Origin of the sequence: Flavobacterium sp. FlaQc-48 (assembly GCF_044007335.1) — a bacterium.
Lineage (GTDB): Bacteria > Bacteroidota > Bacteroidia > Flavobacteriales > Flavobacteriaceae > Flavobacterium.
Genome location: NZ_JBIPCR010000009.1, coordinates 158,510 through 176,125, shown reverse-complemented (window position 1 = coordinate 176,125; position 17,616 = coordinate 158,510). Strand labels below are relative to the sequence as shown.

Here is a 17,616-nt window from a genome sequence, read left to right as displayed (position 1 = left end):
TCCGTAAGAAGGCGTTTCACTTTTTCTAATGCACATAGCTTTAGCTTTGTGAAAGAAAATATTTTTGCTTTTTCGCGCTCTTTTTTAGCCCATCTCGATGCTTTTATGTGTTATTTTTTTATTAGTTCTCTTTATTAGTTCAAAAATCCTTGTAATGTCAGCCATTCTTCAAAACGGATTTCCCATGAATCTACAGGTAAATTTTGTTTTCCTGTCCCAAAACCGTGTCCGCCTTTTGAGTACATGTGCAACTCAACACTTTGTCCTGCCTCCAGCCATTTATTGTACATCTGAATACTTCTTGGAGCCAGTTTTAACTGATCATCACTTGCTGCACATAAAAACATCGGAATTTTTTTCTCCGGAGTCGCAACCGTTAAAAGTTCCGGTCTTGGACCTCCGTAAATATTGGCTACAAAATCAGGCAATTGATCTGGTGTGTTTTCTAAAACCGTTTCCATAGCTACAGTACTTCCTGCCGAAAACCCGATAATACCCACTTTTTGAGTATCTATTCCGTATTTTGAAGCATTGTCACGAGCATATTTCAAAGCTGTTTTCCCGTCTTGTGCTGCTAATTTTATAGTGGTCAAAGAGTTCTTTTCGAAAGCCGCCCTATCTTTCAATTTCTCCATCATTTCTCTTGCAGGATCATTAGTTTCGGTTTTGTTCAGACGGTATTTTAAAACAAAAGCCGTGATTCCTTTTTTGCTCAGCATCTCAGCCAGTTCTTTTCCTTCTCTGTTGATGGACAAACTCTGGAAACCTCCGCCCGGAGCGATTACGATAGCCGTTCCGGTGTTCTTCACTCCTTTTGGAACCTGATAGACCAATAAAGACGGATCTGTAACATTATATACTACTTCAGTCTTAAAAAGGTCAGAGTACATTTGTGCTTCTTTTTGGGTCCAGTTTTCAGATCCCGGTGCTTTTCCGGCATATAATTTTATGGTTTCCTGGGCTTGAGCTGTTGCGCCTAAAAGCATGCAGCAAGCGAATAATATTGTGATTTTATTTTTCATATAATGTGTGGTTTTATTGTTTTTTAATCCTGAGGAACGAAGGATCGCACAAGAAGCCGTATACAGGGTTACCAATTTTGGTCTAGTTACTCGTATAATCTTTCGTTCCTCAGGATGACAAGATTGTGTTATGGGCGTATAAAAAACTTTGCTCCTGCAACTTCGTCTTGGTGAAATTAAATCTCAACCCAAATAAAAAAACTTTACGCCTTCGCGTCTTTGCGAGATTAAAACTATTACTTCTTATACGTTTCTGTTCTGGCATCTTTTATAACCCCTTTCCAGTTCAATCCGTAAGCGAAATCATAAACATTCCCTTCGCTGTCTTTATGCGAAACCATATCAAAAGGAACATCTTCAAATTGTTTTTCTACCGTTTCCATATTGGCCGGCATCTGAACCGGTAATAATCCTGATGGTTCCGCTTTTCCTGAAATAATATCTAAAACCGCTTGTGTAGCAACACCGAAATTTAAGACAATTCCGTCAACTTTACTTTCAAATTCATTAAAAATCATTGGTTTAGAAGCTGTAACCGAAACAATAACCGGTTTGCCTTTCATCATGTCTTTGGTGTCCAGAATCGTTCTCAAATCCATGGTGTTGGCTACGGTAACCGTTTTGTTTTTATAAGTTCTGTCTGTAATCGTTGGATCGATCACCTGATCTCCGGCAGCAATACTTTTGGCTCTGGCTTCGGTTGCGGTGTATGTTCCATATTGCAATGAAATAGGCACATAACCATTGCTTCCATTCATTCTGTCGTTTAAGTCATAACCGCCTTCTAAACTTTGCGGGCTTGTTACAAAAACAATCGCAAAATCAGCTTTTGTGGGATCTTCGGTTACATTGTAATATTTCTTTACCAGATCCAGATTCACCGGATATTCCAGTTTTGGCTGACTTGCAACGCCCCACCAGTCTTTGGTGGAAGCGGTATAAATTTTCGGAATAAAAACAGTTTTCTTTTCTTTTACAGGAAGAACCGAAGCTTTGTTTTTCAATAATACAACGGATTTTAACTGCGCTTCATAACCTGCTTTCATAAACTCAGGATTCCCTACAATTGCTTTTGTTTCGGCGATATTCAAATAAGGATTTTCAAAAAGTCCTGTTCTAAAAATATTCTTTAATAATCGAACTGCGGATCTCTCAAAACGTGCCCTCATAAAAGGTTCTCCAAATTCTTTAATTCCCATTTGGTAAGCTTCCAGCACTGGTTTTTTATCGTTATTCCCACCAAACTGGTCTACTCCTGCAACAATGGCTTTGTAGTGTCTTTCTGCAATCGAAAGATGCTCCACTCCCCAGGGTTTTCCGGCAAAAAGATTAGGTGTTTTTCCTTCGTCTCCAGTCACTAACCAATCGGTACAAACTACACCATCGTAGCCGTATTTGTCTCTTAACAAATCGGTAATGATGTATTTGCTATAACCGTTGGCTACATTCTCTTTATATTTTTTATCCTGATCAAAAGTGATGGTATAGTATGGCATCACTGCCGAAGCTTTGCTTGTTTTTCCTTTTAATTTGAAAGCCCCATTGATGAACGGGTCAATATGCTGCTGCAAATTATTTCCGGGATAAACAGCAAATTTTCCGTAAGCCCAATGTCCGTCACGACCGCCTTCTTCGGCTCCACCGCTTGGCCAGTGTTTTACCATGGCGTTGACACTTTTATAACCCCAGCCATCTTTGATTTCGTCTTTTCCGTATGAGGTTTGAAAACCGTCAATATAAGCACGCCCCATATCTCTGGTTAAGGCCGGGCTTTCGCCAAAAGTCATCGAAATTCTGTACCATCTGGGCTCTGAACCCAAATCGATTTGAGGAGATAAAGCCGTCGCTATTCCTAATGCACGATATTCTTTGGCGGCAATTTGTCCAAACTGTTCTACAATTTTCGGGTCAAAAGTGGCTGCCATTCCTAAACCATCAGGCCACATCGAAATTTCTCCTCCTGCTCCTCCGTTAAATTCAGAGGTTACATTTGCCGTATGACGCGGATCTGTACTGGTATTACTCGGAATTCCCAATCCAATTCCTTCTACAAAAGCCTGCATCTGGTTGTTCCATAAAGCAGCAACTTCCGGGCTCTGTACTTTTGTAATCAATACATGACGCAGATTATCTTCTTTTAAAAATGCTCTTTGCTGATCGGTTAAATCATAGGCTTTTGCATTGCTTTCCGGGAAAACTTTTCCGTTATAAGTTCCGGCATTATAACCTGAGACCCCTGCCGGTAAAGCCTGATGACGACTATAAAGCATCAATCCCGCAATTTGTTCTACGGTCATTTTTGAAGCTAAATCTTTGGCTCTTTCATCTGCAGAAAGGCGCCAGTCTTCATATTTATCCAGTTTTCCGTTTTTATTTAAGTCTTTAAATTTCTTTCCGTTAACGGTTAAAATTTTGATGCCGGATTCGGGAGAATATCCCAAATCGGCACCTTTAGTATTTTTTACAATCGTGAAATTTTCCTGTTGCGCTTGCATGGAAGCACTCATCAAAAAAGCTAAACCGGCTGTTATGATAATTTTTTTCATTGTATAAAATTTAGAATCTGAAATTAAGAGAAGCTTCTAATGTAAACGGACGAATATAAGATCCTACCAAAAGCTGATCGTAGTATGCTGAAGCATCTGTAATTAACTCTGCTCCGTTGATCGTTCCTTTTGCTCCTGTTTGGTTTAAGAAGTTTACAGCTGTTAATCCAATATCAAAATGATCGTTGATTTTGTAGTTTACTCCACCAAAAGTTTCCCATCTTGGTGCGAAATATAAGGCATTCGTCAGGTTGGCATATTGCTTGCTGAAATAACGAAAACTCGCCCAAACCTTGAAATCTTTGTAGGTATAACTTGGATCAATTTCCATTAAAACTTTAGAAATTTCCAATACGTTTTTATCGTTATAAGAATAGTTATTTCCAAAAGCAGAGAAATCATAATTTTTGTACACCGGATCCTGAAATGTAATCAGATAATGCAGATTAAATCCTTTAAACGGAGTTGCCACAATATCTGTCGTCCAGCCTAAAGTCTGAATATCGTAGAAAACAGTTGCTACTTCTGACTGACTTGCATTGGCAGGATTTACCAGGTTTAATCTAGCCTGATAATTATTTCTTGTCAAATACGTTGCCTGAGAAACCACACTGAATTTATCCTGATTGTAATACAAGCCAAAAGCGGCTAAAGGACTTTTTGTTTTCGTAAGATTTGGTGCAACAGATCCTGAATAACTTTCCAATTGTCCATTTTTTTCGGTATAAGTGAAATCGGCAAGTATTCCGGCACTTTTGGTTACTTTATAAACGGCATTGACAGAACCTCCCAAATGAAACCAGTTGTTATCGAAGTATGATTTCTGACTTGGATCAAAAACTAAATTTGGTGTTCTGGGTGTCTGGTAATAATCGCCTTTTAGTTTGTGGTATCTTAAATTGATACCATAAGCCAAAGTCAAACGATCTGAAACAGTCCAGTTATCAGAGAAATATCCTGATAATTTGTTTTCGAAACCGTTATGGTATTCTCCACCCACGTTGTAATTGTAAAATCCGTCGGCATCTGTGTTTGACGTTCCTCCGGGAGTATTACGAACCAATTTATCCGGATTGGCACTTACGGTCTGATTGAAGAAAGAACGGCTTGAGGTAAATTGATCAACATTGTAATAATATTCCAGTAAACCAAATCTCCATTTGTGTTTCTCCACATTCTTTTTGATTTCAAATCGGGACAAAACCGATGTTGTTGGTGTTCCGTCTGTGTATAAACCTAACATCGAATTGACATTTCCTACATAAGGTTGTCCTGTCGCTTCGTAGGTAAAATTGTCTGCAGCAGTTCCCTGAAAAATACTTAACGGAATGGCTATTAACTGTGAAGCTTTTGAAGTTCTGAAACGTGTTGAGAAACTAAATTTCCAGTCGTTTGCCAAATCATAATTTCCTAAAATATCAAAGGTGTGCGAGGTTGTAGCAGCATCGCTTCCTCCCATATCGGCAAATTTGGTTTCTCCGGTCAGAATGTCTTTAAATTTCATGATTCCGTCATTCACGATATACGAATCACGTCCAATTTTAAAGTCGTTATATTCCTCTACTTTTCCGCCTTCTTTGTATCTGAAAACAGCATAATTGGTTAAAGAAGCCGAGTTGGCATATTTGTATGTAAAGCTAATTTGTCCTTTTCCGTTATTGAATTTCTTAGTCAGTCCGGCTCTGTAAATTTGAGTTCGGTCTGAGTATTTGGCAAATTTTAAATCGAAAGAGTTCGGGTCGAAATTGGCATAAGCTCCCATGGTATACGACCAGCCTTTTGACAATGGTCCGGAAACATTAAGATCTCCCTTCATCCATCCGAAACTTGAACCGGAAAAATTACCCACAACTTCTAATTTATCCGTTCCCAGTTTGGTATATGAGTTTACTGCAAAACCTAAATCTCCGGTGGTTATGGCAGCTTCTCCAATTTTAAGCAAACCCGTACGACCTAAACTTTTGCTTTGTCTCCAGGTTCTGTTGGGTAATTCCGGCCAGAAATAATATACTACGGGCAGATCATTTTCCTGAATCGTAATTCCGCCAACCGTTGATGGCAATCCGATATTTACATCACGCGGCCCCGAATTGTTTGCCGCGTTCAGCATTACATTTCTATTTTTTTCCTCTTTAGTATCTGTCTCTACTATTTTGGTGATTTTTTTAATTGAATCTGTTGCTTTTTGTTGTTTTTTGTCCTCTTGGGAATAAGCATCCAAAGCAGGAAAAACGGCCAGACAGAGCGCTGAGATTAGCATTTTTTTCATAAGTGGTAAGTTAGTTTAAGTATGCAATTTTTCATTGCTTCATTATGAAGCAATATTAAAAACAAATTCTCATATCAACAAATAAATCCCTCAATAATTTTCATAATCGCATTATTACCAGTCATTAAATTTCATAAAAACAATAAAAAAGAAATATCGTTGTGTAGTTCTAAAAGAGAAAAAAGACAGCTACCTCGTTTGCGTAAAGTCTTGAAATCATTGGTTAAAGTCAGTATGACCTTAATTTAAGTCAGCTCAAAAAAGAGGAACAAAATATTCCTGTTTTTTAAAATCATTATTTTTCTCTGATGGAAAAAAAATGTCAGAAAAAATTGAAAGGATTTGACTTGTACCTTTTAAAAAGATTAAATTTGGAGCTAATTGTACCCAAATGGAATTAAAAAAGATACTTGAAAAACAATCTGAGGAATCGTTTAAAAAATATATTCCGACCCTTTCGATTGACTGTGCCATTTTTAGCTTTTACGAAAATTCGCTTCATGTCCTCACCGTAAAAATGAAGGATCTGGATTCTTGGGGACTTCCGGGAGGGTATGTAAAAAAGGAAGAGAATGTGGATGATGCGGCAGTTCGTATCTTAAAAGACAGAACAGGAACAGAAAATATTTACCTGCAGCAATTTTATACTTTTGGAAACCTAAGACGTTCTGAAGGTGCTTTTGAAGAACATGATGACAGCATCTGGAACAAACAGCGTTTTGTTTCTATTGGTTACTATGCCCTGGCAGAACATTCTCAGGTAAAATTAGTTATTGATGAATATTCTACTGCGGTTGAATGGCAATCTTTAGACAATCTTCCGTTGTTTATGATGGATCACAGAAGCATTCTTGACAAAGCGTTGCTTACCCTTCGTGAGCAGTTAAACAATCATCCGATAGGATATAATCTTTTGCCGGAAAAATTTACAATGCCGGAACTTCAAAAATTGTATGAAGCTATATTAAGCAAAAAACTCAATCGTGGTAATTTTTACCGCAAAATCCTGCGTTATGATATCTTAATCAAATTAGATGAATCCCGAAAAGGTGGCGCTCATAAAGCCCCGGATTTGTATAGTTTTGATTTGGAGAAATACAATAATGCTTTAAAAGAAGGGCTAAAAGGAAGCTGGTAATTGAGATGAATGCTTAAAATTGCCCATGATTTTTACAACCTTTGAAACACAATTGATGATTTCAATCCTGTCTTCGTGACTGAAACTATCGACTATGATTGATTGACTATAACTCCGTTTTTTTCTTTATAATCCAACAAATATTTGGACTTCCTTTTTGATCACTCCAACGCTTTTGGCATTAATTTTTTGATTCAATTCAATAACCTTTTTTGACAAAATAGGAGAAAATTTACAAGACCGATGTTCTCTAAATACTTCTTTTTTAAGCAATAATTCTCGTTTTTAGCTAAAAAACCATAAATTCAATATTTTCGTATATTTAATTTAAAAAACTGTCAGGACCAGTAAATGCTGGACAAAAAACATTTTCGTACACAAAATAGTACGTTTCAAAGATTTGTAAAATGTTTAATCCTTTTTTAATAATTACATAATATACATTTCAAATATTTACCAAAATAGCATTTCGGATAAATATTTTTCATCAGAATAGTGCATATATTCAAAAAAGTGATAATATTGCCAAAAAGCAACAAATTTTTTCTATACATGTCATCCAATCCCAATTCCGACCAAAGCAGGCTTCTTTACGAGCTCTCGCAAGGGAGTGAACTGGCCTTTACACAGCTGTATAATCAATACAAAAATGTTGTTTTTTCTACGGCCTTAAAAATAACAAAATCCAGAGTTCTCGCTGAAGAAGTGGTTCAGGATGTCTTTCTGAAAATATGGCAAAACCACGAAAATCTTGCCGAAATAGCCAATATCGAAAATTATCTTTTTATCATTTCCCGAAATCATATTTTTGATATGATCAAAAAAATCGCGCGTGACAGTGCTGTAGTTACTAATGTCAATTACAAAAGCACGTCAGCAAATGATACTGATGAAGCTATAAAAGACGATCAGTACAATGTTATTTTAAATCAGATTGTGGAACAACTGCCGCCTCAGCAACAAAAAATCTACAAAATGGCAAAATGGGATGGTTTAAGTCACCAGAAAATTGGTGAAGATTTAGGTATCTCTACAGAAACGGTTAAAAAACACATGGCGCAGGCTTTAAAGTTTGTGCGTCTTAAGATTTCTCCGTACATGAATATGTTCATGACTTTGTTTGTCTTTTTTAAAATATAACAACGTCATATTTTACTACAAAAAAGCTGTTCATTACATTATTTTACTTTTTTTTTACATTTTTTTCACTTTCGACTACTCCCTTCCCTTTTTTCAATCGTCTTTATAATAAAGATCGCTACTTAACATAGATATGTCTTCTGTTTTAACAGGATCTCTGAATTTAAAGCAAAAACAAAAAAGCCCCCAGGTTTACCCTTATAAACGATTATTAACTCACAATCAAAACACAAATGCAACAAAAAGTATTTGAAAAATTATTTGAAAACTACCTTCAGAATACAATATCTGAGGCAGAACAACAAAAGCTGATGAAAATGATTCAGCAGGGCAATCATGATGATTTCGTAAAAGAAAAAATCAGAGTGCTGTTAAATGAGAATGAAAACGCTGAGCTGCTGGACAAACAAAAGGGAGATGATATTCTTACTTATATCCTTTCTCAGTCTTCGGCTCCTAAAGTTATTCCGATTAATGACAACAAGAAATCATACAGAAGATCAGGACGGACAATTGTTGCGATCGCTGCGGCAATTACAATTTTATTTGCCATTCGAACTGCTTTCGTTTATGAAAACACACCGGATCCCGTAAAAACAAATCAGGAAAAAACAGAAAAAGTAAGTTCAGTTTTAGCATTCAACGGAAAACAGCTTATTCGGTTGCCTGACGGAAGTACTATTATCCTAAACGATAAAAGTAGTATTACCTACGACCAAAATGATTTTGACAAAGAAACCAGAGAAGTTACTTTATCCGGTGAAGCTTATTTTGATATTAAAAGAAATGAAAAAAAGCCATTTATCGTGCATACCGGTAAAGTGAGTACCCGAGTTTTAGGAACTGCTTTTAATATTAATGCTTACGATACATCTGATAATATTGAGGTTACCGTTGAACGTGGAAAAGTACAGGTTGGTGATACCAAAAAAATATACGGCGTGATTACTCCTAATCAGCAAATAAAAGTAAACAAGAATACTTTAGATTTTGAGCAAAATAACACTAAAATAGAAACTGTCATAACATGGAAAAGTAATTACCTTATTCTGGACGACCTTAACATGGAAGATGCAGTTGCCATGATTTCTCAAAAATATAAAGTATCTATTTTGTTAGGCAATGATAAAATTAAAAAATGCAGAATTACTGCCAGTTTCTTAAATGAAGAAGATCTGGATCATGTTCTAAAAGTAGTATGCAGTGTGATAGAAACTACTTATCATTACAACCAAAACAACGCCATTGTCCTGGAAGGGAAAGGCTGTGAATAGAGCCATTAACGGAGTATTAATCTTTTAAAAAACGATATAAAAAACTAGCCAAAACTAAAATAAAAAAGCCATCTGGCTCCTACACCAGATGGCCGCGATTCTTAATAATTAATTCCAGTAACCATTAAAAAACATGCAAATTTATGAAATTACGCTGTAAAACAACCATGTTTGACAGGGAAAAGACATCTACGTCTTTTTTTAACCTGTCAAAAAAAACCATTATGATCATGCGAATCAGTTTATTCCACATTTTCTTACTGACCTGCGGCACGCACATGGTCTTTGCCAATGAAATGAGCGGTCAGAATCTGGAAGCGATATCTGTAGATATTGAGCTTCATAATCAGGATATTAAAACCCTTTTTAAAACGATTGAAAATAAAACAGGATTACTATTTGCATACCAGCCACAGATCATAAAAGATTTCCCTAAAGTGAGTACTCCAAAAGGACGCCGTAGTGTAAGCGATATTTTGAATAGTGTACTTCAGGGAAGCAATTTGGTCTACAAACAAGTAGATAAAAATGTAGTCATTTATAAAAAAGAAAAGTCTAAAACTGAGGCCGAAACAGAAACAAATGCTTCTAAAAAAGAAAAATCTGATGATGCCGATTATATGCTTTCAGGAAAGGTTCTTGATGAAAACGGTCAGCCTTTACCGGGAGTTACTATTTCGCTTTTAGGCGGTAACAGACAGGGTGTTTCTGATTTCGACGGACAATTTTATGTCCAGCTGCCATCAGGAAAACATACCCTTAGAGTATCTTATTTAGGGTATAAAACACAGGATATTACGGTTGAAAACCAAGTGTCTGTTACGATCAAAATGCAGCCCGATTTGGCTAAATTAGATGAAATCGTAGTGATTGGTTACGGTACCACAACCAAAAGAACTTCGACAGGATCTGTAGTTAAAATTACTGCCGAAGATATCCAAAAACAACCGGTAACCAATATTTTACAAACACTTCAGGGAAGAACTCCGGGTGTTTTTGTAACGCAGACTTCTGGTTATGCAGGATCTGACATGAATATCAGTATTCGCGGAAGAAATTTTATTGCCGGAAACAATTTACCTCTTTATATTGTTGATGGTGTTCCGTACATTGGAGATGATATCAAGGAACAGGTTCAGGATCAAAGCGTTATTAGAGGTGCTCAAAAATCGACCAGCCCTCTTAATATTATCAACCCAAATGATATCGAAAGTATCGAAATCTTAAAAGATGCAGATGCTACGGCAATTTACGGTTCCAGAGGAGCAAATGGTGTTGTATTGATTACGACCAAAAAAGGAAAATCAGGAAAAACAGAATTTACGGTAACTACAAATTCAGGAGTTTCTGAAGTAGCTCATATGACAAAAACATTAGGTACGCCTGCTTATTTAAACATGCTGCAAACTGCATTAACCAATAACGGTGATGTTGCTGATGTGGATAGTAACGGTATTGCTATTACGGATTGGGACCCAAATGCGCAAACCAACTGGCAGAAAAAATTAATAGGCGGAACCGCTAATTTTAATAATTATTCTGCGTCATTAAGAGGCGGAAATGATACTACCAATTTTCTTTTAAGCGGTACTTACCATAAAGAAACTACTGTTGTACCGGGAAATTTTAGCTATGACAAATTTTCTACCAACTTTAATGTCAATCACAGTACACTGGATAATAGATTGAAAGTCGGGGCTTCTGTAATTTTTGCGGTAGATAATAACAAGTTACCGTTTTTTGATATCACGACTTACGCTGTAGGCACTGCTCCTAACCGCCCGTTGTACAATGCAGATGGCAGCTATTACTGGTCTCCGGATTACTTTAGCGATATTAATCCGCTTGCTGCTTTAGAGAAAAGAGTAGACGACAAAGGAACGAACTTAATTACAAGTTTTAGCCTTCAGTATGAAATTGCAAAAGGATTTTCTTTTAAAACAGATCTTGGATACGGCAGAGCACAAATGCAGACCAAACAATTCATGCCGGCATCTGCCACTAATCATGCTTATTCCGAAGCCAACGGTATGAATATGAACTTTCAAAGATCTTATACTGTTTCAACCAATAATACCAATAATTTTACGGTAGAGCCACAATTAAATTACACAACTGAATTGTGGAAAGGAAACTTAACTGCTTTAGTTGGAGGTTCATGGCAAAACAGGAAATCTGAAATGCCATCTTTTGTAAGTTCAAGTGGGTATAGCTCAGACAACTTAATTGGAAATTTAGCCACTGCAGAAAACATAACCGCTAGTAACGGAAGTGCAGAATATAAGTACATTTCTCTTTTTAGCAGACTTAACTATAATATTGCCAACAAATACATTTTGAATATTAACTTTAGAAGAGATGGTTCATCACGTTTTGGAGCTAATAACCGTTTTGGAAACTTTGGCTCTGTGGGTGGTGCATGGGTTTTTACTCAGGAAAAATTCATGAAAAACATTTCGGCACTAAGTTTTGGAAAACTACGTTCCAGTTACGGTGAAATAGGAAGTGACGAAATTGGAGATTATCAATATGCAGAAACTTTTGACACCCGTACTTACGGTGACGGAAATGCTTCTATGGCAGCAGCCAGAATTGCAAACCCTAACATCAAATGGGGATTAACTAAGAAATTTGAAGCTGCATTGGATTTAAGTTTCCTTAACGACCGTATTTCTTTTACTGCTGCTTATTATAAAAATACTTCAAGTAATCAATTGGTAAACTATACCCTTAGTGCGCAGGCAGGTTTTACAACTTATACGGCAAACTTACCGGCAAAAGTTGAAAATAAAGGATGGGAATTTACGCTGGCGACAACAAACATTCATACTAAAAACTTTAACTGGTCAACTTCTTTTAATATTTCAACAAATTCCAATAAATTAGTATCATTTCCTAATATCGAGTTCACCAGCTATTACTCTCAATATGTAGTTGGAAAGCCTTTAGGCGGCAGGTATTTGTATAATTATACAGGTGTAAATGCCAATGGAATTGCGCAGTTTGAAGATGTAAACGGAGATGGAAGAATCTCTTCAGGATTTGCTGAAACCGGCAAAGGGGACAGACGATATTATGGTCCTTCTTATCCGCAATATTATGGCGGTATTTCTAACACTATTAGTTATAAAGCCTTTACGCTTGATTTCTTATTTCAATTTGTAAAACAGGATGGTACTACCTTGATGTCTCAAACTGGTGCACAACCAGGGTACCCTTACTCAACTGCCAATTTTCAGGTAGATGAATATAATGATTATATAGCTCAGGGAAATGTTTTAAGTTCAGGTTTCCAAAATAGTTTTTTCAATTATATGGGCTCAACTGCTTCTATTGTAGATGCATCGTATATAAAACTTAAAAATGTAAGCGCTTCTTATCAGATTCCTTTAGATGAGGCAACAAAGAAATATTTACAAAGTATTCGCCTTTCGGTTCAGGGACAAAACTTAGTAACATTTACTAAATACAAAGGTCTTGATCCCGAAACGCAGGGATTGGCATTGCCTCCCTTACGTACAATCACTCTAGGAACACAGTTTACATTTTAAATCTAAAAAATCATGAAAAATATTTCTACTAAATATACCTGTATATTTTCGTTTTTCCTTTTATCAGGACTTATAAGCTGTGATAATGCTCTTGATGTCGATATTCCGAGCAATCAGTTATCATCAGAAATTGTATACTCTACAGAAGCAACAGCTGAGGCTGCTGTAAACGGAATTTACCAAAGTACGGTTGCCGATTTTTATTATAACCGAATCCATACGCTTCTTGGACAAACGGCTGATGAATTAGTACCAAGAACCGGTATTGCCAATATCTACAGTTCGAATGAAATCCCGGAAACAGACGGAACTATAAACGGTAATTGGGGCGAATTGTATAAAACTATTTATAATGCTAACAATGTAATCGAAGGCCTTACGAAAAGTACTTCGCTGAATGCCGCTAAAAGCAAACAATGGATTGCCGAAGCTAAATTTTTAAGAGCGTATTGTTATTTTTACCTGACCAATCTTTGGGGCAATGTGCCTTTGGTACTTACGACAAATATAGATGTGTCTGCATTGTTGCCGCAATCTTCTCAAGAAGCTGTTTATGCGCAGATTTTGCTGGACTTAACCGATGCTTCAAAAGATCTTCCAACAGATTATAAAAATTATGATCAGGAAAGAATCAGGGCTACAAAATGGGCTGCAGAAGCTTTATTGGCAAGAGTAAATCTTTATTTAGGAAAATGGAATGAGGCTTCAAGCCACGCATCTGCTGTAATTAATCAAACTGGTACTTACGGTTTAATTACCGAATTAACAGAATCTAACAGTCCTTTTATTGCAGATAGTAAAGAGTCAATTCTTCAAATACCTTATTTTAATGTCGATTATACCTACGAAGGATCTTCTGTATTTACAACCGGTGGTACTTTATTGCTAAGAAAAGGCAATGCGCTTTTTGAAACCGGCGATGCCAGAAAAACAAACTGGACTGTTGACATTAAAGACAGATTTGGCGTGTTTTTAGGTATTGCACCTTATAAATATCATAACGATTTTAGTGGTACTCTTACAGAACGCTCTACTGTATTAAGATTGGCAGAACTCTATTTAATACGAGCCGAAGCCAGAGTAAGATCTAATGATATTACCGGAGCTCAGCAGGATATTAATACCATTCGAAACAGAGCTTTATTAGACAATACTACCTTAGCCAATCCAAATCAATTGTTAGACTTAATTGCTCTTGAAAGACAACGCGAGTTTTTTGCCGAAAACGGGCATCGCTGGCTGGATCTTAAAAGAACCGGAAAGCTGGATGAAACACTCTCTGTTTTATCTGATAAAATCTGGAAAACTACGGATAATTTATATCCTATTCCGGAGCCTGCAATTCGCTCTAATCCCTTCTTAAACCAAAATTCTGGATATTAAATAAATAAAATAAACGCAAGAATGTTACTTCAAAAAAACATTCTTGCGATTTTTAAAAAACACTATGGAAACAACAATTGTAAGAGTTGAGGACTTGTCACATCAATACAGCAAGGATTGGGCAATACAAAATATAAGTTTTGAAATTAAAACAAATAGAATTTTAGGGCTTTTGGGCTCAAACGGAGCAGGAAAATCAACTACAATGAATATCCTTTGCGGCGTTTTGAACCAAACCAAAGGAAACATTTTTATTGACGGAATTAACCTGAAAGAAAACCCTGTTGAAGCTAAAAAGTTAATTGGTTTTTTACCGCAGACTCCGCCTTTGCATTTAGATTTAACGGTTGATGAATATTTGATTCATTGTGCCGAATTAAGACATGTAAAAAAAGAAGATTTAAAATATGCTTTAGAGAAAGCCAAAGAACAATGCGGTATTGCACATTTCAGCAACCGATTGATTCGAAACTTATCCGGAGGTTACAGACAACGTGTAGGTATTGCTCAGGCTATTATTCACGAACCAAAATTAGTAGTTTTAGATGAACCAACCAACGGACTTGACCCCAACCAGATTTTAGAAGTTCGAAAATTAATCAAAAAAATATCCAAAGATAAAGCCGTTATTTTCTCTTCGCATATTCTCTCTGAAGTTCAGGCCACATGTCAGGATATCAGAATGATCGAAAACGGACATATGGTTTTTTCGGACACACTCGATGCTTTCAACAATTATATCGAAGCCGATAAATTAACAGCAAGTTTTGAAAATCCGCCGGCTCTTGAAGTGTTAAAAGAAATTCCTGAAATTACAGCTGCTATTTTTCTGTCTCCAAAAAAAGTACAGGTAACCTTTACCGGAACTCAGGAAGTTGCCGAAAAAATTATTTCGCTAAGCGTTTATAACAACTGGAAATTGAGAGAAATTCAATTTGAAAAAGTATCCCTGGATGAAATTTTCGCACAATTATCTAAAAAAGCGCCTTCTAAAAACGCTATTCTTTCTTAAAAAACAAACAAATGAAAACAATATACAGAATTGCTAAAACAGAGCTTAACACTATGTTTTACTCCCCTGTCGCGTGGGTAGTTTTAGTAATATTTTCGATCCAGTCAAGCTGGAAATTTTTCAATTCTATCGAACGTTTTGAAAAAGCACAAAAAATTGGAGAAGGCCTTGGCAACTTATCACAGAGTATTTTTTCAGGTTTCAGTGGTTTATATACTGAAATGCAAAATTATCTGTATCTGTACGTTCCGCTATTAACAATGGGGCTAATAAGCCGCGAAATCAACAGCGGTTCTATCAAACTTTTACTTTCTTCTCCTATAAAAATAAAAGACATCGTATTAGGGAAATATGTAGCTATTGCAGCTTATTGCTTATTATTTGTTGGTATACTAGGAATACAGGTTGTTATAGCTTATTTCTCTATTGATAATTTAGATTTAACATTTGCTGTCTCAGGATTAATTGGTTTGTATTTATTGGTTTGTACCTACGCCGCAATTGGTCTTTTTATGTCTTGCCTTACTTCTTATCAGGTTGTGGCGGCAATAAGCACATTAGTGGTTTTGGCCGGATTAAATTTTATTGGAAAATTATGGCAGGATATCGAATATGTAAAAGATATCACCTATTTCCTTTCGATTGCCGGACGCGCGAACGAAATGCTTGAAGGTCTTATCATCAGTAAAGATGTATTTTACTTTATTTTGGTAAGCGGTCTTTTTATCGTATTGAGTATCTATAAATTACAAACCGGAAGAGACGCACAAACGATCTCAAAAAGAGTGCTGAAATACACTGCTCTGGTAAGTTTGGTTCTTATACTTGGCTACATTACATCAAGAGCACCACTTTCGCTGTATTATGACATGACCAGAAAAAAAGACAGGACGCTTACCGCAACCAGCTTAAATATCGTAAAGAAAATAGACGGCCCAATTAAGATAACCACTTACGTAAATCTCTTAGATATAGACTATTATATGGCGATGCCGTATTCTCAGAATTCAGATATAGCAAGCTTCGAAAAATACACCCGTTTTATACCGCAGATGGAAATGGAATATGTGTATTATTATGATACCTCAAACAATACAGCTTTGTATGCTCAAAATCCCGGATTGAATGACAAGCAGCTTGCGCAAAAAATGATCGAAACACAGGATTTAAAGCTAAAAAAACTATATTCTCCAGAAGAGATTAAAAAAGTTATAGATCTAAAACCAGAGCAAAACCGAGTCGTAAGAACAATTGAATATAACGGAAAGAAAACATTTTTAAGAATGTATGAGGATATGTTTAAAGTTCCGATGGAAAAAGAAATCTCTGCCGCTTTAAAACGCTTAGTTGTTCCTGCTCCTAAAATTGTTTTTGCAACCGGGAACATGGAAAGAAGTGTGGATAAAAACGGAGATAAAAATTACAAAACAGGATTTAATGAAATCACCTTTAGATACTCACTTATCAATCAAGGATTTGACGTTTCTTCTGTAGATCTTAATGCGCAGAACATTCCGGAACAAACTACTATTTTGATTATTGCAGATCCTAAAACACAATTAAGCCAGGGTGCCATTGACCGTATCAATAAATACATTGACGAAGGAAAAAATTTAATGCTTCTAACAGAACCTGAAACGAATTCTGCTTTGTCTGCAGTTACAGATAAATTAGGTTTAAGTTTCACCAGACAAGGACTGATTCAGGAAAGTGAAACCAATTCGCCTGATTATTTAGTAACAGATCTTCAAAAAAACATTGACCCTGCTATAATTAAATTCAGTAAAACTAAAAATGATAATCCTATTCCGCTTTTAGGAAGCAGCGGTATCAAAACCGTAAAAGATGCCGGATTTAAAGTTACGCCGATTTTAAAAACCAATAATCAGCCGGCTTGGGAATCTCAAATGGGAATTACAACCATTTCTGAAGATTTAAAAAAGCAGCCTTCAGCAACAGCAGTTCCTCTAGTTGTGGCATTAACAAGAAATACAAATGGTAAATCTCAAAAAATAATTGTTACCGGAGATGCCGATTTTATGGGCAATGCAGAGTTAAGCCGCGGCGGATCAGGAACTTTTCAGTTTGTAACCGATGTTTTCAGCTGGTTTAGCAATTACGAATTCCCAATCGATACTACTCGTCCTGAAAATACAGACAAGAAAATAACCATCAATGCAAATCAGGTTTTCATCAATAAAATTGTCTTCATTGGGCTATTTCCTTTATTGATCATATTAAGTGGTGCTTTTATATTAATAAGAAGAAACAGAAGATAAAA

At 36.2% G+C, this 17,616-nt stretch carries 10 protein-coding genes; 7 read left to right on the top strand and 3 right to left on the bottom strand.

Annotated elements, in window-relative coordinates; translation table 11 throughout:
* Positions 1-134 precede the first annotated feature (134 nt).
* The 3 genes from ACHRWY_RS15680 to ACHRWY_RS15670 form a co-directional block, all read right to left on the bottom strand.
* A complete protein-coding gene (locus tag ACHRWY_RS15680) occupies positions 135-1,022 on the bottom strand; it encodes an alpha/beta hydrolase (RefSeq protein ID WP_395355913.1) in 888 nt (295 codons plus the stop codon).
* Positions 1,023-1,258: 236 nt separating this feature from the next.
* Positions 1,259-3,568, bottom strand: coding sequence for a glycoside hydrolase family 3 N-terminal domain-containing protein (locus tag ACHRWY_RS15675; RefSeq protein ID WP_395355911.1), 2,310 nt, complete (start codon positions 3,566-3,568; stop codon positions 1,259-1,261).
* 10 nt (positions 3,569-3,578) lie between these two features.
* Positions 3,579-5,837, bottom strand: a complete 2,259-nt coding sequence (locus ACHRWY_RS15670; protein ID WP_395355909.1) for a TonB-dependent receptor — start codon at positions 5,835-5,837, stop codon at positions 3,579-3,581.
* 391 nt (positions 5,838-6,228) lie between these two features.
* On the opposite strand from ACHRWY_RS15670, the gene ACHRWY_RS15665 reads away from it, so the two are divergent.
* From ACHRWY_RS15665 to ACHRWY_RS15635, 7 genes are all read left to right on the top strand, one after another.
* Positions 6,229-6,975, top strand: a complete 747-nt coding sequence (locus ACHRWY_RS15665; protein WP_395355908.1) for an NrtR DNA-binding winged helix domain-containing protein — start codon at positions 6,229-6,231, stop codon at positions 6,973-6,975.
* A gap of 552 nt (positions 6,976-7,527) precedes the next feature.
* Positions 7,528-8,115, top strand: coding sequence for an RNA polymerase sigma factor (locus ACHRWY_RS15660; protein ID WP_395355906.1), 588 nt, complete (start codon positions 7,528-7,530; stop codon positions 8,113-8,115).
* Positions 8,116-8,348: 233 nt separating this feature from the next.
* Positions 8,349-9,389: a FecR family protein gene (locus ACHRWY_RS15655; RefSeq protein ID WP_395355904.1), complete on the top strand. Its 1,041-nt coding sequence runs from the start codon at positions 8,349-8,351 to the stop codon at positions 9,387-9,389.
* Between the two features lie 224 nt (positions 9,390-9,613).
* The gene (locus ACHRWY_RS15650) at positions 9,614-12,940 is read left to right on the top strand and encodes a TonB-dependent receptor (protein ID WP_395355903.1); all 3,327 of its coding nucleotides are present in this window, start codon (positions 9,614-9,616) and stop codon (positions 12,938-12,940) included.
* Between the two features lie 12 nt (positions 12,941-12,952).
* Entirely contained in the window at positions 12,953-14,323 is a 1,371-nt protein-coding gene (locus ACHRWY_RS15645; RefSeq protein WP_395355901.1) for a RagB/SusD family nutrient uptake outer membrane protein, read from the top strand.
* Positions 14,324-14,387: 64 nt separating this feature from the next.
* Entirely contained in the window at positions 14,388-15,335 is a 948-nt protein-coding gene (locus tag ACHRWY_RS15640; RefSeq protein WP_395355900.1) for an ABC transporter ATP-binding protein, read from the top strand.
* An 11-nt stretch (positions 15,336-15,346) separates the two neighbouring features.
* Entirely contained in the window at positions 15,347-17,614 is a 2,268-nt protein-coding gene (locus tag ACHRWY_RS15635; RefSeq protein WP_395355898.1) for a Gldg family protein, read from the top strand.
* The last annotated feature ends 2 nt before the right edge of the window (positions 17,615-17,616 follow it).

Coding starts and splice junctions, on each gene's coding strand:
- ACHRWY_RS15640 (WP_395355900.1), top strand. CDS start 14,388: ATGGAAACAACAATTGTAAGAGTTGAGGACTTGTCACATCAATACAGC.
- ACHRWY_RS15655 (WP_395355904.1), top strand. CDS start 8,349: ATGCAACAAAAAGTATTTGAAAAATTATTTGAAAACTACCTTCAGAAT.
- ACHRWY_RS15660 (WP_395355906.1), top strand. CDS start 7,528: ATGTCATCCAATCCCAATTCCGACCAAAGCAGGCTTCTTTACGAGCTC.
- ACHRWY_RS15635 (WP_395355898.1), top strand. CDS start 15,347: ATGAAAACAATATACAGAATTGCTAAAACAGAGCTTAACACTATGTTT.
- ACHRWY_RS15665 (WP_395355908.1), top strand. CDS start 6,229: ATGGAATTAAAAAAGATACTTGAAAAACAATCTGAGGAATCGTTTAAA.
- ACHRWY_RS15680 (WP_395355913.1), bottom strand. CDS start 1,022: ATGAAAAATAAAATCACAATATTATTCGCTTGCTGCATGCTTTTAGGC.
- ACHRWY_RS15645 (WP_395355901.1), top strand. CDS start 12,953: ATGAAAAATATTTCTACTAAATATACCTGTATATTTTCGTTTTTCCTT.
- ACHRWY_RS15670 (WP_395355909.1), bottom strand. CDS start 5,837: ATGAAAAAAATGCTAATCTCAGCGCTCTGTCTGGCCGTTTTTCCTGCT.
- ACHRWY_RS15650 (WP_395355903.1), top strand. CDS start 9,614: ATGATCATGCGAATCAGTTTATTCCACATTTTCTTACTGACCTGCGGC.
- ACHRWY_RS15675 (WP_395355911.1), bottom strand. CDS start 3,568: ATGAAAAAAATTATCATAACAGCCGGTTTAGCTTTTTTGATGAGTGCT.